At 31.3% G+C, this 22,976-nt stretch carries 22 protein-coding genes; 17 read left to right on the top strand and 5 right to left on the bottom strand.

Annotated features, from left to right (window positions below):
- The first annotated feature begins 1 nt into the window (after nt 1).
- From J2Z35_RS07105 to J2Z35_RS07125, 5 genes are all read left to right on the top strand, one after another.
- Complete coding sequence (locus tag J2Z35_RS07105; protein ID WP_209660693.1) at nt 2-628, top strand: MBL fold metallo-hydrolase; 627 nt, start codon at nt 2-4, stop codon at nt 626-628.
- On the top strand, nt 628-2,082 hold the full coding sequence (hemZ, locus tag J2Z35_RS07110; RefSeq protein WP_209660694.1) for a coproporphyrinogen dehydrogenase HemZ: 1,455 nt from the start codon (nt 628-630) through the stop codon (nt 2,080-2,082). The genes J2Z35_RS07105 and hemZ overlap by 1 nt, the downstream gene beginning before the upstream one ends.
- Complete coding sequence (gene hisS / locus J2Z35_RS07115) at nt 2,073-3,344, top strand: histidine--tRNA ligase (protein WP_209660695.1); 1,272 nt, start codon at nt 2,073-2,075, stop codon at nt 3,342-3,344. The genes hemZ and hisS overlap by 10 nt, the downstream gene beginning before the upstream one ends.
- A 68-nt stretch (nt 3,345-3,412) precedes the next feature.
- On the top strand, nt 3,413-5,194 hold the full coding sequence (gene aspS, locus J2Z35_RS07120; RefSeq protein WP_209660696.1) for an aspartate--tRNA ligase: 1,782 nt from the start codon (nt 3,413-3,415) through the stop codon (nt 5,192-5,194).
- Between the two features lie 40 nt (nt 5,195-5,234).
- Complete coding sequence (locus J2Z35_RS07125) at nt 5,235-5,669, top strand: SoxR reducing system RseC family protein (protein WP_209660697.1); 435 nt, start codon at nt 5,235-5,237, stop codon at nt 5,667-5,669.
- Nucleotides 5,670-5,698: 29 nt separating this feature from the next.
- On the opposite strand, the gene J2Z35_RS07130 is transcribed toward J2Z35_RS07125, so the two are convergent.
- The gene (locus J2Z35_RS07130) at nt 5,699-6,145 is read right to left on the bottom strand and encodes a threonine/serine exporter family protein (protein ID WP_209660698.1); all 447 of its coding nucleotides are present in this window, start codon (nt 6,143-6,145) and stop codon (nt 5,699-5,701) included.
- Nucleotides 6,145-6,924, bottom strand: coding sequence for a threonine/serine exporter family protein (locus tag J2Z35_RS07135; RefSeq protein WP_209660699.1), 780 nt, complete (start codon nt 6,922-6,924; stop codon nt 6,145-6,147). Before J2Z35_RS07135 ends, J2Z35_RS07130 begins: the two co-directional genes overlap by 1 nt.
- 160 nt (nt 6,925-7,084) lie before the next feature.
- On the opposite strand from J2Z35_RS07135, the gene J2Z35_RS07140 reads away from it, so the two are divergent.
- From J2Z35_RS07140 to orr, 9 genes are all read left to right on the top strand, one after another.
- Nucleotides 7,085-8,326, top strand: coding sequence for a serine hydroxymethyltransferase (locus tag J2Z35_RS07140; protein ID WP_209660700.1), 1,242 nt, complete (start codon nt 7,085-7,087; stop codon nt 8,324-8,326).
- 128 nt (nt 8,327-8,454) lie between these two features.
- A complete protein-coding gene (locus J2Z35_RS07145; RefSeq protein WP_209660701.1) occupies nt 8,455-9,840 on the top strand; it encodes a sigma-54 interaction domain-containing protein in 1,386 nt (461 codons plus the stop codon).
- Nucleotides 9,841-10,106: 266 nt separating this feature from the next.
- Nucleotides 10,107-11,171, top strand: a complete 1,065-nt coding sequence (gene ord, locus J2Z35_RS07150; protein ID WP_209660702.1) for a 2,4-diaminopentanoate dehydrogenase — start codon at nt 10,107-10,109, stop codon at nt 11,169-11,171.
- A gap of 18 nt (nt 11,172-11,189) precedes the next feature.
- Entirely contained in the window at nt 11,190-11,498 is a 309-nt protein-coding gene (ortA, locus tag J2Z35_RS07155) for a 2-amino-4-oxopentanoate thiolase subunit OrtA (protein ID WP_209660703.1), read from the top strand.
- The gene (gene ortB / locus J2Z35_RS07160) at nt 11,491-12,903 is read left to right on the top strand and encodes a 2-amino-4-oxopentanoate thiolase subunit OrtB (protein ID WP_209660704.1); all 1,413 of its coding nucleotides are present in this window, start codon (nt 11,491-11,493) and stop codon (nt 12,901-12,903) included. Before ortA ends, ortB begins: the two co-directional genes overlap by 8 nt.
- A 43-nt stretch (nt 12,904-12,946) precedes the next feature.
- Nucleotides 12,947-13,312, top strand: a complete 366-nt coding sequence (locus tag J2Z35_RS07165) for an ornithine aminomutase subunit alpha (protein WP_209660705.1) — start codon at nt 12,947-12,949, stop codon at nt 13,310-13,312.
- Nucleotides 13,312-15,534: a D-ornithine 4,5-aminomutase subunit OraE gene (gene oraE / locus J2Z35_RS07170; RefSeq protein WP_209660706.1), complete on the top strand. Its 2,223-nt coding sequence runs from the start codon at nt 13,312-13,314 to the stop codon at nt 15,532-15,534. The genes J2Z35_RS07165 and oraE overlap by 1 nt, the downstream gene beginning before the upstream one ends.
- Nucleotides 15,534-16,925, top strand: a complete 1,392-nt coding sequence (locus J2Z35_RS07175; protein WP_209660707.1) for a GlmL-related ornithine degradation protein — start codon at nt 15,534-15,536, stop codon at nt 16,923-16,925. The genes oraE and J2Z35_RS07175 overlap by 1 nt, the downstream gene beginning before the upstream one ends.
- Entirely contained in the window at nt 16,926-17,987 is a 1,062-nt protein-coding gene (orr, locus tag J2Z35_RS07180) for an ornithine racemase Orr (RefSeq protein ID WP_209660708.1), read from the top strand.
- Between the two features lie 113 nt (nt 17,988-18,100).
- Here the strand turns inward: orr and J2Z35_RS07185 are convergent, their stop codons facing one another.
- Nucleotides 18,101-18,253, bottom strand: a complete 153-nt coding sequence (locus J2Z35_RS07185) for a hypothetical protein (protein WP_209660709.1) — start codon at nt 18,251-18,253, stop codon at nt 18,101-18,103.
- 388 nt (nt 18,254-18,641) lie between these two features.
- Here J2Z35_RS07185 and J2Z35_RS07190 point away from each other — a divergent pair, with 388 nt between their 5' ends.
- Together J2Z35_RS07190 and J2Z35_RS07195 are read left to right on the top strand one after the other, a co-directional pair.
- Nucleotides 18,642-18,968: a DUF340 domain-containing protein gene (locus J2Z35_RS07190; protein WP_209660710.1), complete on the top strand. Its 327-nt coding sequence runs from the start codon at nt 18,642-18,644 to the stop codon at nt 18,966-18,968.
- Nucleotides 18,958-19,548 (top strand): lysine exporter LysO family protein, encoded by a 591-nt coding sequence (locus J2Z35_RS07195; RefSeq protein WP_209660711.1) that lies wholly within the window; start codon nt 18,958-18,960, stop codon nt 19,546-19,548. The genes J2Z35_RS07190 and J2Z35_RS07195 overlap by 11 nt, the downstream gene beginning before the upstream one ends.
- Nucleotides 19,549-19,598: 50 nt before the next feature.
- Here the strand turns inward: J2Z35_RS07195 and J2Z35_RS07200 are convergent, their stop codons facing one another.
- Nucleotides 19,599-20,033, bottom strand: coding sequence for a hypothetical protein (locus J2Z35_RS07200; protein ID WP_209660712.1), 435 nt, complete (start codon nt 20,031-20,033; stop codon nt 19,599-19,601).
- A gap of 54 nt (nt 20,034-20,087) precedes the next feature.
- Nucleotides 20,088-20,999, bottom strand: a complete 912-nt coding sequence (locus tag J2Z35_RS07205) for a ribonuclease H-like domain-containing protein (RefSeq protein WP_209660713.1) — start codon at nt 20,997-20,999, stop codon at nt 20,088-20,090.
- Nucleotides 21,000-21,038: 39 nt separating this feature from the next.
- On the opposite strand from J2Z35_RS07205, the gene J2Z35_RS07210 reads away from it, so the two are divergent.
- Nucleotides 21,039-22,817 (top strand): ATP-dependent helicase, encoded by a 1,779-nt coding sequence (locus tag J2Z35_RS07210; RefSeq protein ID WP_209660714.1) that lies wholly within the window; start codon nt 21,039-21,041, stop codon nt 22,815-22,817.
- Nucleotides 22,818-22,976: the final 159 nt, after the last annotated feature.

The following is a 22,976-nucleotide window of genomic DNA, read 5'->3' on the forward strand; positions in this document are numbered from 1 at the left end:
TATGTTTTTACAAAGATTAGAAGCTGGAATATATGGAGTAAACTGCTATATTGTAGGGGATGAAAATACACAAAAGTGTATTGTTATAGATCCAGGAGGAGATTTCGAAAAAATAAACGAAATTTTGCTGGAAAATGAATTTCAATTAAAATACGTAGTTCTAACCCATGGACATGGAGATCATATAGGAGCAACTAAAAGACTTTTAACTGAGTATGACTGTAAACTAGTAGCTCATTTTTTAGAAAAAGATATATTAAACGACCCAAAACTTAACCTTTCAAATCAAATTGGAAATGAAGAAATAGTTTTAGAGGCGGACTTATATGTTCACGATAATGATAAGATTGAGCTTGGTGATTTAAATATACAAATAATTCATACTCCAGGCCATACTAAAGGATCTATTACTTTAATAATTAATGATAATCTATTTACTGGAGATACTCTTTTTTCGGGATCTATAGGAAGAACTGATTTATATAGTGGAGATTTTTCCCAAATGAAAAAATCCTTAAATAAACTTAAATCTTTAGATGATGAATTTGTAGTTTTTCCAGGACATGGACCTGCAAGTAGACTAGGAATAGAAAAGGTAACAAATCCATATCTTGTTGGAGAAGACTAATGATAGTTAAGGTTGATAAAGAGGAGTATAATTATGATTTAAAAGAACTTGCAAAATCCTTTGGAATTGATATTAAAATTGAGACTATAGACTTATTAGAATCTCATGGTGTTTCAATGGAGAATTTTATTGTTCTTCAAGGGGACTCAGAAAATAAAATAATTGGGAAATATTATAATAACTTTCTTTTAGAAAAAGAGATTTTCCAGTCAAGAGAAGACTTTCTAAGTGAAAAAAATATTTATAAAAGACTCTTTTATTCCTTACTATCAGATATTACAAAAGTTTCTTTGCCATGGGGAATCTTAACTGGGATAAGACCAGTTAAGATAGTACATAAAATGCTAAAAGAACAACTGACAAGAAATCAAATTAGGACTTCTTTAGTAAAAGAGTATTATATTCAAGAAAAAAAAGCAGATTTAATCATTGATATAGCCTTTAGACAAAATACCCTTTTAAATAAAATCAAAGACACTGTAGCTATATATATATCAATCCCTTTTTGCCCTAGCAGATGTAATTATTGTTCCTTTTTTTCATGTGATATAAAAACAGAATCTAATTTGGTAGATGATTATCTCCTTTCATTAAAATACGAAATACAGAAAGTGTTTGAGTCTGACTATCTTAAAGATAAAATAATAACTAGTATTTACATAGGAGGAGGCACCCCTAGCTCCATAAATGAAAAGCAACTTGAATTTTTAATGAATACTATTGATGAAAATATAAATAAAAATAATATCCTTGAATTTACGTTTGAGGGTGGCCGTCCCGAGACACTAAATTCAGAAAAACTAAAAATCTTAAAAACATTTAATGTTACAAGGTTGTCAATAAACCCTCAGACAATGAACGATAAAACTTTAATTAAAATTGGAAGAAATCATACATCAAAAGATATCATTGATTGTTTTAATTTAGCTAGAAAAAATGGATTCGATAATATAAATATGGATATAATATTGGGGCTTGAAGACGAAACTGCTGAAGAACTTGAAAACACTCTAAAAGAAATAAAAAAGCTTCATCCAGAAAGCTTAACCGTACATACACTATCCCTTAAAAGAGCATCTAAACTAATTGAGTCTGTAAAAAAAGATAAAACAAAATTAAATACTAATGATATATATATGTTTATGAGTATGACAGAGCAATATGCTAAGGATATGAATCTGCACCCATATTATTTATATAGGCAAAAAAATATATTATTAAACCTTGAAAATATTGGATATTCCAAATCTAGCCTAGAGTCATTTTATAACATTGGAATAATGGAAGAAAAACAAACTATTTTAGCTTTTGGTGCAGGTGCTATATCTAAGTTTTATTATGAACCAAATGATAGAATAGAGAGAATTCCAAATATAAAAGATGTACGATTATATATAAAAAGAATAGATGAGCTAATAGAGAAAAAATTGAAGGAGGTAGAAAAATGGAGTTAAGAAGACCACGTGGAACTCAAGATATACTTCCTAAAGATGCTTTAAAATGGAACTATATTGAAGGATTATTTAAGAAGGTATGTAAGAATTTTTCCTATGGAGAAATGAGAACTCCCGCTTTTGAATATACAGAACTTTTTAAAAGAGGTGTAGGAGATACAACTGATATTGTTCAAAAAGAGATGTTTACTTTTGATACAAAATCAAATGAAAGTATTACTTTAAAACCCGAAGGAACTGCACCTGTCGTAAGATCATTTATAGAAAACAAAGTATATGCAGATGTACAGCCTACTAAAATATTCTATATAACTCCATGTTTTAGATACGAAAGACCTCAAGCTGGAAGATTAAGAGCATTTCATCAGTTTGGAATTGAAGTTTTTGGAAGTGATTCTCCCGCTATAGACGCAGAAGTTATTGCACTAGCTATGGATTTTTTCGATAGATTAGGTCTTACTGATAAGTTAGAACTCAGGATTAATTCAGTTGGAAATATAAATAGCAGAAAAAATTATAACTCTATTCTTAAGGATTTCCTTTCAAAGGATTTAGAAAAACTCTGCAAAACCTGCCAAGAGAGATATGAAAAAAATCCAATGAGAATACTTGACTGTAAAATAGAATCTTGTAATCAGATTACAAAAAATGCACCTTTAATGCTTAATCATCTGGACGAAGAAAGTCGTACTCATTTTGAAAGTTTGAAAGAAAATTTAGATTCACTTAATATAAAATATACTGTCGATCCATTAATTGTAAGAGGACTAGATTATTATACAAAAACAGCCTTTGAAATAGTATCCAAAGATATTGGAAGTCAATCTACTGTTTGTGGGGGCGGAAGATATGATGGTCTTATCAATGAACTAGGAGGCCCAGATATATCAGGGGTAGGGTTTGGACTTGGAATTGAAAGACTCCTTCTCACTTTAGAAAGTCTAAATCTATCTCCTTGGCAAAAGGATGGCTTAGATGTATTTATAGCTACTCTAGGTGAAAAAGCTTCTTTAGAAGCAACTAAAATTTTGCATATTCTTAGAAAAAATGATATAAGTTGTGATAAGGACTATTTAGAAAGAAGTATAAAAGCTCAATTCAAACTAGCAAATAAAAGAAATTCTAGATTTACTATAGTAATTGGAGAGAATGAAATCATTGAAAATAAAGTGATTTTAAAAGACATGAAGAATTCTACTCAAACAGAAATCGGTATTCAAAATATAGTTGATGAGGTAATAAGGCTATCATCTGCTAAATAAGTGCTAAAATTTATGTAAAAATTAAACTATCACTATAAATTAAAACTAAAAAAAGCAGGAGGTCTTAAATGGATATAATGAGCGGAATGAAAAGAACAGGTTACTGTGGGGAATTGAGTTTAGAAGATATAGGAAAAGAAGTAGTTCTTATGGGATGGGTACAAAAATCAAGAGATTTAGGCTCAATAGTGTTTGTAGATATGAGAGATAGAGAAGGTGTTTGCCAGATAGTCTTTGATGAGACAATAAACCAAAATTTATTTGTTAAATCTCAAGAGCTTGGATCAGAGTATGTAATCGCAGTAAAGGGTATTGTTAGAGAGAGAGCATCTAAAAATCCAAATATAAAAACTGGCGATATAGAGGTATATGCTAGTGAATTAAGGATTTTAAATAAATCTGAAACCCCTCCAATATATATTAAAGATGATGATGCAGTATCTGAAAACTTGAGAATGAAATATAGATATTTAGATCTTAGAAAGCCTAAAATGCAAAATAATTTTATTCTAAGACATAAAGTTACTCAAATTGTTAGAAATTATCTTTCAGATAATGGTTTTATAGAGATAGAAACTCCAATTTTAGGAAAACCGACTCCAGAAGGAGCCAGAGATTATCTTGTTCCAAGTAGAGTAAATAAGGGAAGCTTCTATGGTCTTCCCCAGTCACCTCAGCTTTTCAAACAACTACTTATGGTATCTGGAATGGATAAATATTTCCAAATCGCTAAATGCTTTAGAGATGAAGACCTTAGAGCTGATAGACAACCAGAATTCACTCAGATAGATTGTGAAATGTCATTTGTAGAAATAAATGATGTTCTTGATATTATGGAAAATATGATTTCTAAAATTTTGTCCGAGACTTTAGATGTAAATATAAGTCTTCCAATTCCAAGAATGACATATAAAGAAGCAATGGATAGATTTGGTTCAGATAAGCCAGATACAAGGTTTGGGTTTGAGCTTGTGGATATTACAGCTGATGCTAAAACTTGTGGTTTTGGAGTATTTGAGTCAGCTGCAAACGAAGAATGTAAAAGTGTAAGAGGAATAAATCTCAAAGGATATGAAGCAAGCTTCACAAGAAAAGGAATAACTGCACTAGAAGATGTGGCTAAAACCTATGGAGCAAAAGGCCTGGCATGGATAAAAATTACAGAAGAGGGTGTAACATCTCCAATAAGCAAATTTTTCACTCAAGAAAATCTAGAAACTATCATAAATAAGCTTGAAGGAGAAAAAGGAGACTTACTTTTATTTGTAGCTGATAGGGATAAAGTTGTTTTTGATGCCTTAGGACATGTAAGGATAGATGCAGCTAAGAAATTGGATATTCTAGATGAAAATAAATATAATCTTCTTTATGTAACTGAGTTTCCTCAGTTTGAATACGATGAAGAAGAAAATAGATATGTAGCTATGCATCATCCATTTACTTCTCCTATGGATGAGGATTTAGAGCTTCTAGATACAAATCCATCTAAGGTAAGAGCTAAAGCATATGATATGGTTCTAAATGGGGTAGAGCTTGGCGGGGGAAGTATACGTATATACAACTCAGATGTCCAAGAAAAAATGTTCAATCTGTTAGGCTTTAGCAAAGAAGAAGCATGGGATAAATTCGGATTTTTATTAGAAGCATTTAAATATGGTACACCTCCACATGGGGGAATAGCATTTGGACTCGATAGACTCGTGATGCTATTAGCTAAGCAAGATAGTATTAGAGAGGTTATAGCATTTCCGAAAAATCAAAATGCTATATGCCCATTAACCAATGCACCTGGCAAGACAGATAAAAAATCTTTAGACGAGCTTAGTATAGCTATAATTGAAAAAAACTAAGCATATTGAAATTGTAGTTTTTAAACTTTAGGAGGCAGTTATGAGAGAAGTTGGTCTTGTAGTCGATACCCAAGATATTAGCGCCAATGTAAAAATAGATAGAAAAACAGCTTGTGGAAATTGCAAAGGATGCGGCCTTGGATCAAGCGATGATAAGTCAATAACTATTCAAGCACTTAATCAAGCAGGTGCAAAAAAAGGGGATTATGTAGAAGTAGATATGGAAGCTCCAAATGTGGTTAAAGCTGCTTTTATAATATATACTATCCCGTTACTCTCCCTTATTGCAGGTATTTTTCTTTCAAATCCTTTATTTGGACTTCTTGGGTTTGAATCTGAAATTGGTAGCTTGGCAGTAGGAATATTATTTATGGTTTTAGCTTTAATGCTTATAAAGCTAAATGAACCAAAAATAAAAAAATCAAATCAATATAATCCGGTTATAGTATCTATTTCGGGGAAAAATTTCCTATAAAAAACAAGGTTTCTTCTTTAATTATTTTATTAAGAAGAAACCTTGTTTTCTTTATTTATTTTAAAAATCCTTGCAAGTGAGGAGACTAAAATAATTCCCATGGCAATTGCCCCTGAATTAAAAATAGTAGATATTCCCATCTGCATTCCAGTTTCAAAATCATTTTGCAGTAGTATAAGCATAGTAGAATACATTCCGTAACCTGGAACTAGTGGAATAATACCGGGTATTACAAATGCTGTAACAGGTTTTTTTTCTATACGGGCAAATATCTCACCTAAAAGAGCCACGCAAACTGCAGATACAAGATTTGCAAAGGCAGTATTGACTTGCACACTGGTAAGTGTTGTAAATAAAGTCCAGCCTACAGCTCCTGAAAAACCCCCATATACAAGAGAACTTTTAGGAACATTAAATACAATAGCAAAACCAACTGTTGCAAAAAAAGAATATACAAAATGAATCCATAAAGACATTATAACGTTCCTCCGATATTAATCCAGATTGAAAGTGATGTACCAACTCCTACAGCTATGGATACAGCAACAAGCATAGCTTCTGAAACTCTTGACAGCCCAGAAATAAGATCTCCTGAAATAAAGTCTCTTATCCCATTTGTAAGTCCCACCCCTGGAAGTAGAGGCATTATTGACCCTACAATAATCATATCAATATTTGCAGGAGCAATTAAATATTTAAATATTATGGATACAACTCCAATAATAACCCCAGCAGCAGCATTGGCTAAAAATGAGGTTTCCGATAGCTGATTCAATTTGTCAGAAACTACCATAGCAAGCATTGAAATTAAAAAAGCTCCAACAAAATCATATAAACTTCCTCCAAACAAAAGAGCAAACATTGCAGAAGCAATACCAGACCAAATTACTTTTGTACTTATGGAATAAATTGTAGCTTTTTCGATTTTTTTTAGTTCTCTTAAACCAGTCTCTATATCCATTGAGGAGCTGACAAAATCTCTTGAAAAATCGTTAATTAACGATATTTTGTTAAGGTCAGTTTTTCTAGATCGTATAGTTTTTATAAAACTAAAACCATCAAATCTATCATCTGAGACCATAATAACTGTGGGAGTCACAAATGCACTTACGTGCTTGAGTCTTTTTGACTTACAGATTCTAATTATGGTATCTTCGACCCTATATGTTTCAGCTCCATTTTTTAACATTATTTCTCCAGCATATAACGCTAGTCTTAGTATCTTCTTTTTATTTAGTTCAGTAAGTTCATTCATTTTTGTGCCCCTTAACATATTTTCATATTTTGAATATAAATATTATACCTCTAAATATTTTGATGTATATAAAAAATTATTATTTTACTATGTGTAAACGTTACCTATTTTATGGTATTATGTATGTGAATTCAAATAATTAAGAATGGAGTGAAAAATCATGAATTTTGAGTACCTAAAAAAAGCAGATCCACAAATTTATGAAACTCTTCAAAAAGAATTTGATAGACAAAAAAGAAATATTGAATTAATAGCTTCAGAAAATATAGTAAGTGAAGCTGTTTTGGAAGCAATGGGAAGTTTCTTTACTAATAAATATGCTGAAGGATATCCACAAAAAAGATATTATGGCGGATGCGAGCATGTTGATGAAATGGAACAATTAGCAATAGATAGATTAAAAGAGCTTTTTAACGCAGAGCATGCTAATGTACAGCCTCATTCAGGTTCACAAGCAAACATGGGCGTATATTTTGCAATGCTTAAGCCAGGAGATAAGCTTTTAGGAATGAACCTTTCTCAAGGTGGACACTTAACTCATGGTTCTCCAGTTAATATATCTGGCCAATACTTTGATTTTACAGAGTATGGAGTATCAACAGAGGATGGTTTAATAGATTTTGCAGAAGTTAAAAGACTAGCACATGAAATAAAACCAAAGATGATTGTTGCAGGGGCAAGTGCATATTCTAGAGAGATTGATTTTAAAAAGTTTAGAGAAATTGCTGATGAAGTAGATGCTTATTTGATGGTAGATATGGCTCACATAGCTGGTCTTGTCGCTGCAGGACTTCATAATAACCCTTGTGAAGTTGCGGATTTTGTTACAACAACTACACATAAGACGTTAAGAGGCCCTCGTGGTGGAGCTATCCTTTGTAAGAAAGAGTTTGCAAAGCAGATAGATAAAGCTATTTTCCCTGGAATTCAAGGTGGACCACTTGAGCATGTAATTGCTGCAAAGGCAGTTAGCTTTAAAGAAGCTTTACAGCCAGAATTTAAAGAATATCAAAAAAACGTAATAAATAATGCAAAGGCACTTTCTGATGCCCTTATAAATCATGGATTTACTATATTAACAAATGGAACAGACAACCATTTAGTTCTAGTAGATTTAAGAAGTAAATCTATTACTGGAAAAGAAGCAGAAAAAATATTAGATGAAGCACATATAACGGTAAATAAAAATTCAATACCTTTTGATCCTGAAAATTTCCTTGTAACAAGTGGAGTTAGATTAGGAACTGCAGCTGTTACTACAAGAGGTATGGGTGAGAAAGAAATGAAAGAAATTGCAGATATAATAAACATTGTAATTACTGATAGAAATATTGAAAAAGCTAAAGAAATGGCTATAGCCCTTACAGATAAATTTCCTATTTATCAAGACACACAACTTTAATTATCTGATAAAATAAGGTTAGTATATACTAACCTTATTTTTGTGAATATAATAAGTTTGATACCTCTATAATAAATCATTAATTTAATAAAATTGGAGTATTTCTTATTAAATTTAAAGGAGATAATATGAAGTCTAAAGAAAAACTTTGGGTGATGCAAAAAATTTTGCATCACATAGAAGAAGGAGTTCATGTAGTTGATGATAAAGGAAACACAATAATCTATAACGAATCTATGGCAAAACTTGAAAAAATGAAGGAAGTAGATGTACTTGAAAAACCTCTTTTAGAAGTTTTTAAAGATATGAAAAACTCAGAAAGTACTTTACTTACTGCATTAAAGAATAAAACTACAATAAAAAACAAAAAACAAATATATTTAAATAAAGACGGCAAGGAAATTATTACAATCAATAATACTATGCCAATAATATTTGAAAATAAACTAATCGGAGCTTTAGAAATAGCAAAAAATATTACAGATATTCAGGAAATGTCAGATACAATCTTAGATCTCCAAAAGGAAATATATTCACCTTCTCAAAGTGAAGGTAGAATAAAAAAATACACTTTTGAAAATATTTTTGGAAAAAACAAGGATTTTCTAAAGGCTGTCAATTTAGGAAAAAAAGCATCTCAAATAGATGCTTCAGTTTTTATATATGGTGAAACTGGAACAGGAAAAGAATTATTAGCTCAAAGCATACATTACGCAAGCAAACGAAGAGATAATCCTTTTATCGCTCAAAACTGCGCAGCCCTTCCAGAGTCATTACTAGAAGGTATATTGTTTGGAACTGCAAAAGGTGGCTTTACTGGTGCAATTGATAGACCAGGGCTTTTTGAACAAGCAAGTGGAGGGACATTGTTTTTAGATGAAATAAATTCCATGCCTTATGAATTGCAGGCAAAGCTTCTTAGAGTACTGCAAGAAGGATATATAAGGCGTATAGGCGGAACTAAGGATACAGCAGTAAATGTAAGGGTTATTGCTTCATCCAACGAACCTCCAAAAGAGCTGATTGAAAAAAAGCTTTTAAGAAAAGATTTGTTTTATAGGCTCAATATAATACCTATAAATATTCCTCCACTTAGAAATAGGAAAGATGATATAGTTCCTTTAAGCGAGTTTTTCATCAAAAAGTATAATAAGCTATATGATAAAGAAATTTGGATACTTTCTGATAAAGCTAAAGAAAAGCTTTATAACCATCACTGGCCAGGAAATGCTAGAGAACTTGAAAATACTATAATGGCTGCGTTTTCTATGATTGATGATGAACATGTAATATCTGATCAGAATATAATAATCTATGGTTTAGATGAAGATTCAACCTTTGTACCAGAATATGATATAGGAAATGAAAACCTAAATGATTTTTTAGAAAAAATGGAAAAACATATTATAGTAGATACTCTAAGATTAGTAAATGGGAATATAAGCAAGGCTGCAATGAAACTTGGAATAAAGCGTCAGACTCTTCAACATAAAATAAAAAAACTTAATATATAAATTTAAAAAAAGCAAATAATTTTGCACCATGTGCAAAATTATTTGCTTTTTTATGGAATTCAGAGGAAAATTTTTACTTTTTATAGATCTATAAATCTGATTAATAGAAAAATTCAGTATTTTCATTCGCAAATTTACTATAATATAGCTATTTATAGATTTATTTTAGAATATCCTCTTATTTTTTCTATATGGCATGCAAATTGCTATTAATATTATAGTGATAAAATAATTTTATAATTTATTTAACCTTAGGAGGAGTTCAAATGAATAATGTAAAAGTTGGAATTTGGGGATTTGGAGCGATGGGAAGCGGTATGGCGGAAATGCTTCTGAAAAAAACCGGAGTAGATATTGTCTCAATATGCGATAGAAATGAACATAGAGTTGGCAAAGATATGTTTGATGTTTTAGAAATTGAAAAAGGGGATAGAGCTTCTGTTATTATTACAGCAGATCCAGAAGAAGCATTTAAAGAAAAATCCTGTGATGTAGTACTTCTAGCTACAGATTCATTTACAAGACATGCATTTGAAAAAATAAAATTTATAGCTGAAAGAAAAATGAATGTCATATCAACTGCTGAAGAAATGGCTTATCCAAAAGCTCAAGAACCAGAGCTTGCTAAAGAAATAGATAAAATAGCTAAAGAAAATAATATCACTGTACTAGGAACAGGTATTAATCCAGGATTTGTTCTTGACCTTTTAATTTTAGCCTTAACTGGAACTTGCGAAACTGTAGATCATATTAAAGCTGCTAGAGTTAATGACTTATCTCCATTTGGAAAAGCTGTAATGATAGAGCAAGGAGTTGGCGTAACTAAGGATGAATTCGAAAGCGGAGTTAAAGACAATAGTATTGCAGGACATGTAGGTTTCCCAGAATCTATTATGATGATTACAGATGGAATTGGATGGAATCTTGATAAGGTTGATGAAACAAGAGAGCCAATAATGTCAACAGTTCATAGAGAAACTAAATATGCAGAAGTAATGCCTGGAAATGTAGCAGGATGCAGACAATGTGGTTTTGGTTATGTTGATGGAGAGCTTAAAATTGAGATGGAACATCCTCAGCAGATACTTCCTCATCTAGAAGGACAAGAAACTGGAGATTATGTTTGGATTAAAGGTAATCCTAATATTAATCTAGAAATCAAGCCTGAAATCCCAGGTGGAATCGGTACAATAGCAATGGTTGTAAACTCAATACCTCATGTTATGAATGCTCATAGTGGGTTAAAAACAATGTTAGATATTCCTGTTCCAAGAGCTATAATGTCTGACATGAGAAACTTTATAGAAGAATCATCAAAAATAGTGAAATAACTCAAGGAAGTGAATTTAATGGCAAAAAAAAATGATTGGGTATTAATCCATAAAATAATTTTATCCCCTAATGAACGTGCACCTCAGGTTCCAGAGGACACTAAGCAAGTACCATTAGAAATGTGGGTAAAAGGATACTTAAAAGATAATGAAGCTGAGATAGGTGATGAGGTAACTATCATTACCCGAACCAAACGAGAAGAGATAGGAAAACTCTTGGAAGTAAATCCTACCTATAATCATGGATTTGGAAAGTTCATTCCAGAGCTTTTAAAAATTTCTGAACAGGTTAGAGAGATTACTTTTGGAGGTGATCTGGATGAATAAAGATATGACTTATTCAGGAGTAATGTCTAGGAAAAATGAAATAATGAAAAATGCTATAGGTATAGATTACGGTATTTTTGAAAGTGGAACTATAGGTTTTGATTATGAAAAAATGATGAGGGAAACTGGTTATACTCTTGAAGAGATGCAAAAGATACAATATTCTACTGGTGTTGGTAAAACACCTGTCTTAGAACTTAGAAACCTTACAGAACTATCTAGAAAACTAGCTCCAAAAGGGAAGGGCGCAAGAATATTTATTAAAGACGAAGCCGCTAATCCATCTGGAAGTTTTAAAGCTAGAAGAGCTGCAAACGCAGTTTATCATGCAAAAAAACTAGGTTATAAAGGAGTTATAGCCGCTACTAGTGGAAATTACGGTGCAGCGGTTGCTTCCCAGGCAGCTATGGCAGGACTAAAATGTATTATTGTTCAGGAGTGCTATGATTCTAAAGGAGTTGGACAACCTGAAATTATAGAAAAGGCTAGAAAATGCGAAGCTTTAGGGGCAGAAGTACTACAGCTTTCAGTTGGACCAGAGCTTTTTTATAAATTCTTGACTCTATTGGAAGAAACAGATTACTTTAACGCGTCCCTTTATACTCCTTTTGGCATTGCAGGAGTAGAGACCTTAGGTTATGAGCTAGCTATGGAGTTTCGAGAAAGAGAAGGCAAAGATCCAGATGTAATAGTATGCTCAAATGCTGGAGGTGGAAATCTTACAGGTACAGCTAGAGGTCTTATAAAAGCAGGTGCTCAGTCTCAAATAGTTGCGGCAAGCGTTAACCTAAAAGGTCTTCATATGGCATCAGATAGCCAGTTCAACAAAAAGTCCTTTACAACTAGCCACACAGGATTTGGAATGCCATTTGCCACTTGGCCTGATAGGTCTGATGTACCGAGATCAGCCGCTAGACCTCTAAGATATATGGATAGATATGTTACAGTAAATCAAGGAGAAGTTTTTTATATTACTGAAGCACTTGCTAGTCTAGAAGGACTTGAAAAAGGACCTGCTGGAAATACAGCCCTTGCTGCAGCATTTTCTATAGCTCAGGAAATGAATGAAAATGAAATAATTGTAGTTCAAGAAACTGAATATACAGGTGCTGGAAAGCATATACAGCCACAACTTTCCTTTGCAAGAGACAACGGAATAGATATAAGGTTTGGAAATCCGCAAGATGAAATCCCAGGAGAAAGTATAATTTTTCCTGAACATCCATCTTTAATAAAAGCTGTGGATTTTGATATGGATAAACTCAGAAAATCTTTGATAAAAAATGCTATAGCTCAGTTTCCTGATGTTGTTATTTCTGATTCTGATCTGGAATTTTTAGCCAAAGAAACTAAAACCAGCATAGAATTTGTAAAATCTGCATTAGATGGAATAAATAAAATATAAAAACTATTTAAATCAAATATTTTTAAAAATTCGGGAGGAAAAAATGAAAAGAGCTGACGATTTTCAAGAGAGAAGAAGACATCTAGCTAATCTTAGTGAAGAGGAATTGGAAATGAAATTCTGGGAATTAGCAGAAAAACTAGTTGATCCATTATTAGATCTTGGTAAAAAAAATACTACTCCTTCTATTGAGCGTTCTGTACTTTTAAGAATGGGATTTTCTTCTTTAGAATCTAAATCAATAGTTGATAAGACAATTGATAGAGGACTTATGGGCAAAGGTGCAGGACATATTGTTTTCAAGCTATCTAAAGAAAAAGATATGTCTATAAGAGATGCAGGTGTTGCCTTAAGTGAAGGAAAATACTGGGATGAAGTTGTAGCTATGTTTAAGGGAGGAGAGAAATAATGGATAAAGAATTCACTTTAAAACATAATGAGAAATTAGATATAGAAAATATATTAAAGGATTTAGAAAGCTATAGACCTAAAAGAAGAGGATGGACCTGGAGACAAAAAGAAGAAAATTTTAAAATGGGACCATTTATATACAAAGATGCTACTACTCCGATGGGAAATAGCGTAGGACTTCCTTCTTCTAAGTATTTTGGAGATATAGATCCTCAACCTGAACCTGTAATTACAACCGAAATAGCATCTGGTAGATTTGAAGATGATATAAGAAGAATGAGAATGGCAGCTTGGCATGGAGCAGATCATATCATGGTAATAAGAACTGCTGGTCAGTCCCATTATGATGGCCTTATTGAGGGGACACCACAAGGAATAGGTGGAGTGCCTATAACAAGAAAACAGGTTAGAGCTCAAAGAAAAGCACTGGATTTAATTGAAGAAGAAGTTGGAAGACCTATAAATTATCATTCATATGTTTCTGGGGTTGCCGGTCCTGATATTGCTGTAATGTTTGCAGAAGAAGGGGTAAATGGAGCCCATCAAGATCCACAATATAACGTACTTTATAGAAATATAAATATGATTAGATCTTTTATTGATGCATGTGAATCAAAAACAATAATGTCATGGGCTGACATCGCACAGATAGATGGCGCACATAATGCAAATGCAACGGCAAGAGAAGCTTGGAAGGTAATGCCTGAGCTGATAGTTCAGCATGCAATAAACTCTATATTCTCTGTTAAAGTAGGAATGAAAAAAGAAAATATTTGTCTTTCTACAGTTCCTCCAACTGCACCTCCAGCGCCTTGTATGTATCTGGATCTTCCATATGCAGTTGCCCTTAGAGAAATTTTTAAGGATTATAGAATGAGAGCCCAAATGAATACTAAGTATATGGAAGCTTCTACAAGAGAAGCTACAGTTACTCATGTACTTAACCTTTTAATCTCTAAGCTTACAAGAGCAGATATTCAGTCTACAATAACTCCAGATGAAGGAAGAAACGTACCTTGGCATATATACAACATAGAGGCATGTGATACTGCAAAGCAAGCTCTTGTTGGAATGGATGGCCTAATGGAAATGGTTGAGATAAAAAAAGATGGAGTTCTTAGAGATACTGTAAGAGAGCTAAAAGAAAGATCCGTTTTATTTATGGAAGAAATCATTGAAGCGGGAGGGTACTTTAAGGCAGTAGAGGAAGGATTCTTTGTGGATTCAGGATACTATCCAGAAAGAAATGGAGATGGAATAGCTAGAAAAATCGATGGAGGGATTGGTGCTGGCTCTGTATATGAGAGAGATGAAGACTATTTTGCACCTGTAACTGCACACTTCGGATACAATAATGTCGCTCAGTACAACGAGGATTCTAAGGTAAACCCATCTGACTTAATAGGCGGTTGTACTTTAGAAGATCCTGAAAAGATTATATATATAGATGAACTTGATGAAAATGACAATGTAAATCTAAGATTAGAAGAGACAAAGGAATTCAGAAACAGTTCTAAAATAAAACCAGAAGTAGAGTGGCAAGCTGATGGTACTGTTCTTTTAACTATGTTTCTTCCTACTTCAAAAAGGGTTGCAGAATTTGCAGCAATTGAATTTGCGAAAAAAATGAACCTAGAAGAAGTAGAAGTTATAAATAGAGAAGTAATGCAAGAAGCCGAAGGTACAAGAATTGAAATCAAAGGTAAAGTACCATTTACTATAGATATAAACGATTTGGTTATACCTCCAGAGCCAGAAATAATGTCAGAAGATGAAATAAGGGAAGATATTGAAAAAAATCCTCTTAAAGTTGTAGCTGGAACTGTAGGAGAAGATGAACATTCAGTTGGACTTAGAGAAATAATTGATATAAAACATGGCGGAATAGAAAAATATGGAGTAGAAGTTCACTATTTAGGCACTTCTGTTCCTGTAGAAAAGCTTGTGGATGCTGCCATAGAGATTAACGCTGATGCAATACTTGCATCTACAATAATAAGTCATGATGATATTCATTATAAAAATATGAAGAGAATCCATGAGCTTGCTGTTGAGAAGGGCGTAAGAGATAAAATTATGCTTGCAGCTGGTGGAACTCAGGTTACTCCAGAGATAGCTTTAAAACAAGGAGTAGATGCTGGATTTGGAAGAGGTTCCAAAGGTGTAAACGTAGCAACTTTCCTAGTAAAGAAGAGGAGAGAAATGAAAGAAGGTAAATAATGAAAATCGATGTTTTAGTTGCAGAGATTGGATCTACTACTACCGTAGTAAACGCTTTTAATAATATTGATTCCCTTGACCCTGTTTTTGTGGGTCAAGGGCAAGCTCCAACTTCAGTACTGCAAGGTGATGTCAATATAGGACTTAAAGAAGCAATTGATGACCTTGCAAAAAAACTAGAAGTTGAAAATATAGATTATATAGAAATGCTAGCGACTTCCAGTGCTGCAGGAGGTCTTAAAATGACAGTCCACGGTCTTGTTTATGACATGACAGCCAGAGCTGCTAAAGAGGCAGCGCTGGGTGCTGGAGCAATAATTCATCAGGTTACCGCTGGAAAATTGAGAAGAACTGATATAAAAAAAATAGAAGAGATAAAACCAAATATTATTTTACTTGCAGGAGGCGTTGATTATGGTGAAAGAGATACAGCCATATATAATGCAGAAATGCTTGCAAAATTAAACCTTGATATCCCAATAATATATGCTGGAAATATAGAAAATCAAGAAGAGATTAAATTAATTTTTGAAGACACTAAATTCAAGCTATATATTGTAGATAATGTATATCCTAAAATAGATGAGTTAAATGTAGAGCCTACAAGGAAAGTCATCCAAGATGCATTCGAAGAACATATTATTCATGCTCCAGGTATGGAGCATGTAAGAGATATGGTAAATGGTCCAATAATTCCTACTCCAGGTGCTGTAATGGAAAGCTCAAAACTCCTTTATGAAAAAATAGGCGATTTAATAGTATTTGACGTAGGAGGAGCAACTACAGATCTTCATTCAGTAACAAAAGGGTCAGAAGAGATAGAGCGAATTTTAATTAGTCCGGAGCCCCTTGCGAAAAGGACAGTTGAAGGAGATCTTGGAGTATTTGTAAATATGAAAAACCTTATAGAAAGTATTGGGAAAGATACGCTTGAAAAAGAACTAGGATTTGAAATAAGCGAAATATTAAAATCCTATAATGCTATTCCGAAAAACAAAAATGAGATTTCTTTTGTTGAAAGATTGACCAAGGAAGCAGTGTTAAAGGCTTTAGAAAGACATGCTGGAAGAATAAGGAATGTGTATGGACCATCAGGAAGATCTTCATTGGCAGAGGGAAAAGATCTTTCAGAGGTCAAATATATAATAGGAACTGGTGGAGCTCTAACAAGACTTCCACATAGAAAAGAAATAATGAAATCCATTTCCCAAAATAATCATACGGGCCTTTATCTTTATCCAACGGAAGAAACTGAGATACTTGTGGATAATGACTATATACTAGCATCTTTAGGTGTATTGTCAAAGGTTCACAAAGAAGCTTCTTTCAGCTTAATGAAAAAAAGCCTAAAACTTAACGAAAATCAACTAATTAAAAGTGAGGTTGATTAAATGTATCCTAAAATACAAGTTGATTTAGAAAAATTAAAGCATAATGCAAAAGAAATAGATAATCTTTGCAAGAAGGCAAATTGTACAACATCTTTAGTTACTAAAGCCTTTTGCGCAGATATAAATATAATAAAGGAATTAGATAAATTAAAAGTAGATTATTTTGCAGATTCACGAGTAAAAAATCTAAAAAAAATGAAAGATATGCAAACAAAAAAAATGCTCCTTAGAATCCCTATGCAAAATGAGATTGAGGATGTAATTAGATACTCAGATATAAGTTTAAACTCAGAGCTCAAGACGGTGAAATTATTAAATGAATTCGCACTAAAAGAAGAAAAGCTTCATGAAATTATCCTTATGGTAGACTTAGGTGATTTAAGAGAAGGCTATTTTTCTAAAGAGGACCTTTTCAAAGATTTGGAAGAAATACTGAATCTTAAAAATATAAAGATTATGGGATTAGGTGTCAACCTTACTTGCTACGGAGCTGTTATTCCTAAAAATGACAACCTGACTCTTCTTTGCAATATAGCTGAAGAAATAAGAAGCATGTTTAATCTAGAGCTTCCTATTATTTCTGGCGGAAATTCTAGTTCTATATATCTTATAGATAAAAATGAGCTTCCTAAGGGAGTAAGTAATCTTAGAGTAGGGGAAGCATTTTTACTAGGTAGAGAAACAGCATATGGAAATGACCTTAAAAATCTTTACCAAGATGTATTTGAGCTTCAGTGCCAAATAGTAGAAATAAAAGAAAAACCTTCTTTGCCAATTGGAGAAATTGGAGTTGATGCTTTTGGCAATGTCCCATACTACGAGGACAAGGGAGTTAGAAGAAGAGCAATTCTTGCAATAGGGCAGCAAGATACTGATATAGAGTCATTAAATCCTAAAGACCAAAATATTCTTATTTTAGGAGCAAGCTCTGATCACCTTATAATTGATATTACAGATAGTGATTATAATTATGATATAGGAGACATAATTACCTTCAAAGTAGGGTACGGAGCTCTTCTTAAAGGGTTTACCAGTGAGTATGTATATAAAGATTATATTTAAAATCCTTCTAAAACATTAAGTGATTTTTTATTAAGTTAAAGTATTATATCTATAAAATATTTCAAAAACAAAAAATCCTGGGAATTAACCCAGGATTTTTATACTGTATTTATTTAATTGCAACCACTACAGCTTGAACAAGGGCTATCATCATTTCCGCCAATAGGAGATTGGGGCTGTACAAATACGCCTGTAGCACCGTTTTGCTCAAAGTATTGAACCTCAAATGATCCAAACTGATCTTTCAAATCTTTTTCAAGCAACATCGTAAATCCATCTATTTCTTCAACTAAATCTTCTTCTTTTTGCTCATCCAGAGCAAGATTAAATGATGGGCCACTTCAGCCCATTCCAGACATAAATATTCTAACTGATGTTGATTCAATATTTTTTTCTGATAGAATTCGTTTAAGCTCAGTTGATGCTTTAGAATCCATTATTATAGCACTCATAGTTACCTCCTAATATTAATATAGAAAAATTTTATACTTTCTATATTAATATTTTATAACATAAAGTGATGTTTGTAAACGAAAAACAAAATTTTATCTATATATTACGATATAAGAATGTTTAGTTTAGATTTTAACCTTTCGTGCATTAAAAAATAGTGATATGATATCTATAGTTTGTAATTAAGAACGGGGGAGAGGAATGATTTCAAGAATTTTACTTTATATTTCATTAATGCTACTAGGATTTATGGTTGGAAGAAAAGGTAATTTAGGAAAAGCTCTAATAAAGAAGCTTGATTCAATACAGCTTGTATGTCTCTTGTTTTTGCTTTTTATAATGGGTGTAAGTATGGGGATTGACCCTAATGTAATGTCTTCTTTTTCTTTTTTAGGATTTAAAGGAATTATTTTTGCAAGTTTCTCTATAATTTTTAGTGTATTTTTTATTTTTATAATGAACAAAATTTTATTATTATTTAAAAAAGAGGACAACTATTTAGAGGGGAGGAGAAAACTTGACGCTTAAAATATTATTTTCTGTTGCTTTTGGTATTATAACAGGTAGATTTTTATCTAGCTACTCTATAGGGTTTTTAGGAACTTTAATGGATATCGGACTGTGTACCTTGCTTTTTTTTGTGGGAATAGATATAGGAAAAAACAAAGATATATTTAATCAAATAAAAGATATAGGTATTAAAGCAATTTCAACACCTTTTTTAATCGCAGCAGGGAGTATTATAGGTTCAATAGTGGCTGGTATTTTTCTAGGTTATTCAATAAATGAATCAGCAGCTATCGGCTCAGGTTTTGGGTGGTACTCACTATCAGCCATAATTATTGCTCCTTACTCTTCACAGCTTAGTGCACTTTCATTTATCACAAATGTGAGTAGAGAGATAATAGCAATAATTTGCATTCCTTTAGTAGCAAAATATATAGGATATACGGAAGCAATTGCACCAGCTGGTGCAACTGCCATGGATACTGTTTTACCGATTATCTCCAAGGCCACTGATGGCAAAACTGCTGTAATTTCTTTTATAACAGGTCTAATTTTATCAATTTTTGTTCCAATACTTGTTCCTTTTTTTATCGGCCTTTAATGAAAAAAGATTGCTAAATAACATCTAGCAATCTTTTTTCATTAAAAAATTTATAGTTTGTCTTTTATTTTCTTAGTAATATCATCCAGTAAATCATTAAGCTCTGAAAGGCTTTTTTTAGATTTTTCAAGAGTGAAATCTTTAATTTCTTTTCCTTTAGAGAAAGCAGTATCTGATGTATCGATTACTCTATCATGTATATCATCAGTTGATGCTTCAAATTCTTTCATAAGCTTATTTGCTTTTTTAGAGAGCTTTTTCTTTGTTTTTTTATATTTTTTATTGAGGTCTTTACTATATTTTTCAACAGGAGTTTCATTTTTCTTTGAAATCATAAAAGCTCCTAAAATACTACTTACTATAATCTGAAGTGCAACTAACCCAAGTAAAACTTTTTTCCAATCTACACTTTTTAAGTTTTCTTCATTTCCTAAATATGGCCTATATTCATTTTTGTATTTCATCATTCTTTTACTATATTTCATAATAACCCTCCGTTTCAAATTATTTACTTTAATTTTACCCGTAAAGATTGGTTATTATTCATTATTAATCATTATTTTCAAAAGAAAATTCAGGTTTTCAAATATTATCTTTTTATTTATTTCTATTGGTATTGTCCTTTGATTATAATAAATATATGAAATATTTTTTCCATCAGGCAATATTCCTTCTTTAAAAAATAGTTTAAATTCTAGCTTATGTTCATATATTTCAATAGAGTTTCCAAAGTCGTCATAGTATTTATATTTAGAATGCTTAGTATTATTTATTTTGTAGATTACTTTTAATTGTTGCTTTAGTTTTTTCACCTCATACATATAAACAGATAAAAAATCATCTTTGTGATTAATAACGAAAGAATCATTTTGTAATTTTTCATGTATAAGTTCCTCAAGTACTATCATATACTTAACATCTTCAAAATTATGAAGAAGGATTTTTCTTAAAATAGCTTCTTCTTTGTTTTTCTGATAATTATTATAGAGTTCAATAGATTCTTTTCCTGTAATTAAATCTTCTCTATATAAACCAAAAAACCTTTCTATTGTTTTAAGCTTTAGGTTTTCTAGTTCCCATATAATCTTTAATGGTTTTAAAAATTTAAGCATGTCATAACTTATATCTTTATTTATTTCAAAATCTATTTCGTGTAGAGATAATCTATAATTTATAAATGGAATATCAAAATTATCACCATTATAGGATTTAATTTTCTTTTTTTTACATACGTCTTTAACAAAGGATTTTAATATATCTTTTTCTTCTTTCGGAGATTCTGCAAAGTATTGCTTTATTTTAACCTTATTCTCTTCACAAAGCACTCCTATACAAATTAAAACAATTTCATTTATAGATCTATTTAATCCTAATGTTTCGATATCGAAAAAAAAGGTATCCTTATCTATAAATTGACCTTTATTTTCTATAATAAGTTCTTCTATAATCATCTTACACCTCTTTTTTAAGTTTAATGAGGAGATATCTCTATGGACCAAAATCAAATAGCCGCTGTAATGCACTTGAACGGTCCTGCCCTTGTTGTAGCAGGACCCGGTTGTGGAAAAACTAAAGTAATATCTGAGAGAATTAACTACTTAACTACAAATAAAAAAATAAGTGGAAAAAATATTGTAGCTATAAGCTTTACTCGATTTTCTTCAAGAGAATTAAAAGAAAGAACTATTCTTTTAAACAATAACCTAACATCAGTCTTTTATGGAACCTTCCATTCCTTTTTTCTAAATATACTTATAAGATATTCAAGCTTTACATATGATTGTGTTATAGATGAAAATGAAAAAAAATCCTTACTTCGAAAAATCCTTTTAAATAAACTAAACTTAAACCCTGTAAGCTCAGATTTTTTAACTTCTATAATAAGTGAGATTGAAAAAGAAATCCTAAACTCCTCTAAAAGTTATACTAAATCCTTAGAATCAGAAGCTAAGACAATCATTGACGTAATAATTAAATCTTATGCTGCATGGAAAATAAAAAACAAAAGATTAGATTTCAATGATATATTATACACCACTTATGATTTATTATATAATAACGAAGATATTTTAAAAGAGCTTAGAAAAAAGTTCAAATATTTTATTATAGATGAGTTTCAAGACATAAATGAAATCCAGTATAAAATAATTAAGCTTTTAATCCAAGGTGAAGATAATTTGTTCGTTGTAGGAGATGAAGATCAAGCAATATATTCATTTAGAGGCTCAAATCCGAAATATATAACGGATTTTTTAAATGATTTTCCTAAAGGGAAAATATATAAAATAGTATTAAGCTATAGATGTCCTCAAAGCATACTAAGGCTTTCAAACAATCTCATATCTAATAATAAATATAGAACAGAGAAAGATATAATCACCTTTAATAATTTTAAAGGAATAACAAATATTGTAGATTATGAAAATGAAACCAATCAAGCAATAAATATAGCAAAAAAAATTCTTAGAGATAACTTAATTTTAGAAAATACAATGATTCTATATAGGACAAATAGAGAAAGTTTATTTCTTATGAAAGCATTTATTGATTTTAATATAAGATTTTATGTAAAAAATTTTAGCTTTAATACACTAAATAGCTTTGTTGTTAAGGACATAATTTCATATATTGATTTTAGTTTAAATAGGAGTTTAAGTAGTCTAAAGAATATAAAGAACAAACCTAATAGGAATATCACTAATCAAGACATTATAAAGAGATTTAATAACCATCAAAAATGGAATTTTATCAGTAGTAGAAGATTGAATGATATATATAAAAAAGGAAAAATAATTAAAAATCTTAGCTTTACTAAAGCAGTGAATTTTATTTTAAATGATATTGGATATAAGAGCTATGCTATAAAATATTATGAAATTAATGGCATAGATTTAGAGTTATTAGAGGATGTAATCTCAGAATTTTTAGGATTATTTCCTGAAAACTCAACTTTAGAGGAAGGATTTAAGCAATATTACAGTTATTTATCATTAATAGACTCTATAAATTTTAAAGTAAATTCTGGAGTTTTGTTAACAACTGTCCATGGGGCTAAGGGATTAGAAAAAGATAATGTTTTTATAGTTTCCCTAAATGAAGGATATTTTCCACATAAAAGGGCTTCATTAGAAAATGAGCTAGAAGAAGAGCGAAGACTTATGTATGTAGCTCTAACTCGAAGCAAAAAAAATTTATATCTATCATATATTAAGTCAAAAACTAATGATTTAAAGCCCAGTGTATTTTTGGATGAAATGAAATATAAATAAGTTTAAATATAGAAAAAACCCCTTTAGATATCCAGATGTCTTTGATTTAGCCATCATTTTAATTCTCCTCGTATAATATGTTTAGACCCAGTTTTTATGGTCTAAGCATATTTATTTTTTTCTTTAACTTACCAATTTTTAATTGAGATATCCTAATGC

Origin of the sequence: Acetoanaerobium pronyense (assembly GCF_017874355.1) — a bacterium.
Taxonomy (GTDB): domain Bacteria; phylum Bacillota; class Clostridia; order Peptostreptococcales; family Filifactoraceae; genus Acetoanaerobium; species Acetoanaerobium pronyense.

Coding starts and splice junctions, on each gene's coding strand:
- orr (WP_209660708.1), top strand. CDS start 16,926: ATGTATCCTAAAATACAAGTTGATTTAGAAAAATTAAAGCATAATGCA.
- J2Z35_RS07140 (WP_209660700.1), top strand. CDS start 7,085: ATGAATTTTGAGTACCTAAAAAAAGCAGATCCACAAATTTATGAAACT.
- aspS (WP_209660696.1), top strand. CDS start 3,413: ATGGATATAATGAGCGGAATGAAAAGAACAGGTTACTGTGGGGAATTG.
- hisS (WP_209660695.1), top strand. CDS start 2,073: ATGGAGTTAAGAAGACCACGTGGAACTCAAGATATACTTCCTAAAGAT.
- J2Z35_RS07205 (WP_209660713.1), bottom strand. CDS start 20,999: ATGATTATAGAAGAACTTATTATAGAAAATAAAGGTCAATTTATAGAT.
- J2Z35_RS07125 (WP_209660697.1), top strand. CDS start 5,235: ATGAGAGAAGTTGGTCTTGTAGTCGATACCCAAGATATTAGCGCCAAT.
- ortB (WP_209660704.1), top strand. CDS start 11,491: ATGAATAAAGATATGACTTATTCAGGAGTAATGTCTAGGAAAAATGAA.
- hemZ (WP_209660694.1), top strand. CDS start 628: ATGATAGTTAAGGTTGATAAAGAGGAGTATAATTATGATTTAAAAGAA.
- J2Z35_RS07130 (WP_209660698.1), bottom strand. CDS start 6,145: ATGTCTTTATGGATTCATTTTGTATATTCTTTTTTTGCAACAGTTGGT.
- J2Z35_RS07165 (WP_209660705.1), top strand. CDS start 12,947: ATGAAAAGAGCTGACGATTTTCAAGAGAGAAGAAGACATCTAGCTAAT.
- J2Z35_RS07175 (WP_209660707.1), top strand. CDS start 15,534: ATGAAAATCGATGTTTTAGTTGCAGAGATTGGATCTACTACTACCGTA.
- J2Z35_RS07185 (WP_209660709.1), bottom strand. CDS start 18,253: ATGTTGCTTGAAAAAGATTTGAAAGATCAGTTTGGATCATTTGAGGTT.
- ord (WP_209660702.1), top strand. CDS start 10,107: ATGAATAATGTAAAAGTTGGAATTTGGGGATTTGGAGCGATGGGAAGC.
- oraE (WP_209660706.1), top strand. CDS start 13,312: ATGGATAAAGAATTCACTTTAAAACATAATGAGAAATTAGATATAGAA.
- J2Z35_RS07210 (WP_209660714.1), top strand. CDS start 21,039: ATGGACCAAAATCAAATAGCCGCTGTAATGCACTTGAACGGTCCTGCC.
- J2Z35_RS07200 (WP_209660712.1), bottom strand. CDS start 20,033: ATGAAATATAGTAAAAGAATGATGAAATACAAAAATGAATATAGGCCA.
- J2Z35_RS07105 (WP_209660693.1), top strand. CDS start 2: ATGTTTTTACAAAGATTAGAAGCTGGAATATATGGAGTAAACTGCTAT.
- ortA (WP_209660703.1), top strand. CDS start 11,190: ATGGCAAAAAAAAATGATTGGGTATTAATCCATAAAATAATTTTATCC.
- J2Z35_RS07145 (WP_209660701.1), top strand. CDS start 8,455: ATGAAGTCTAAAGAAAAACTTTGGGTGATGCAAAAAATTTTGCATCAC.
- J2Z35_RS07190 (WP_209660710.1), top strand. CDS start 18,642: ATGATTTCAAGAATTTTACTTTATATTTCATTAATGCTACTAGGATTT.
- J2Z35_RS07135 (WP_209660699.1), bottom strand. CDS start 6,924: ATGAATGAACTTACTGAACTAAATAAAAAGAAGATACTAAGACTAGCG.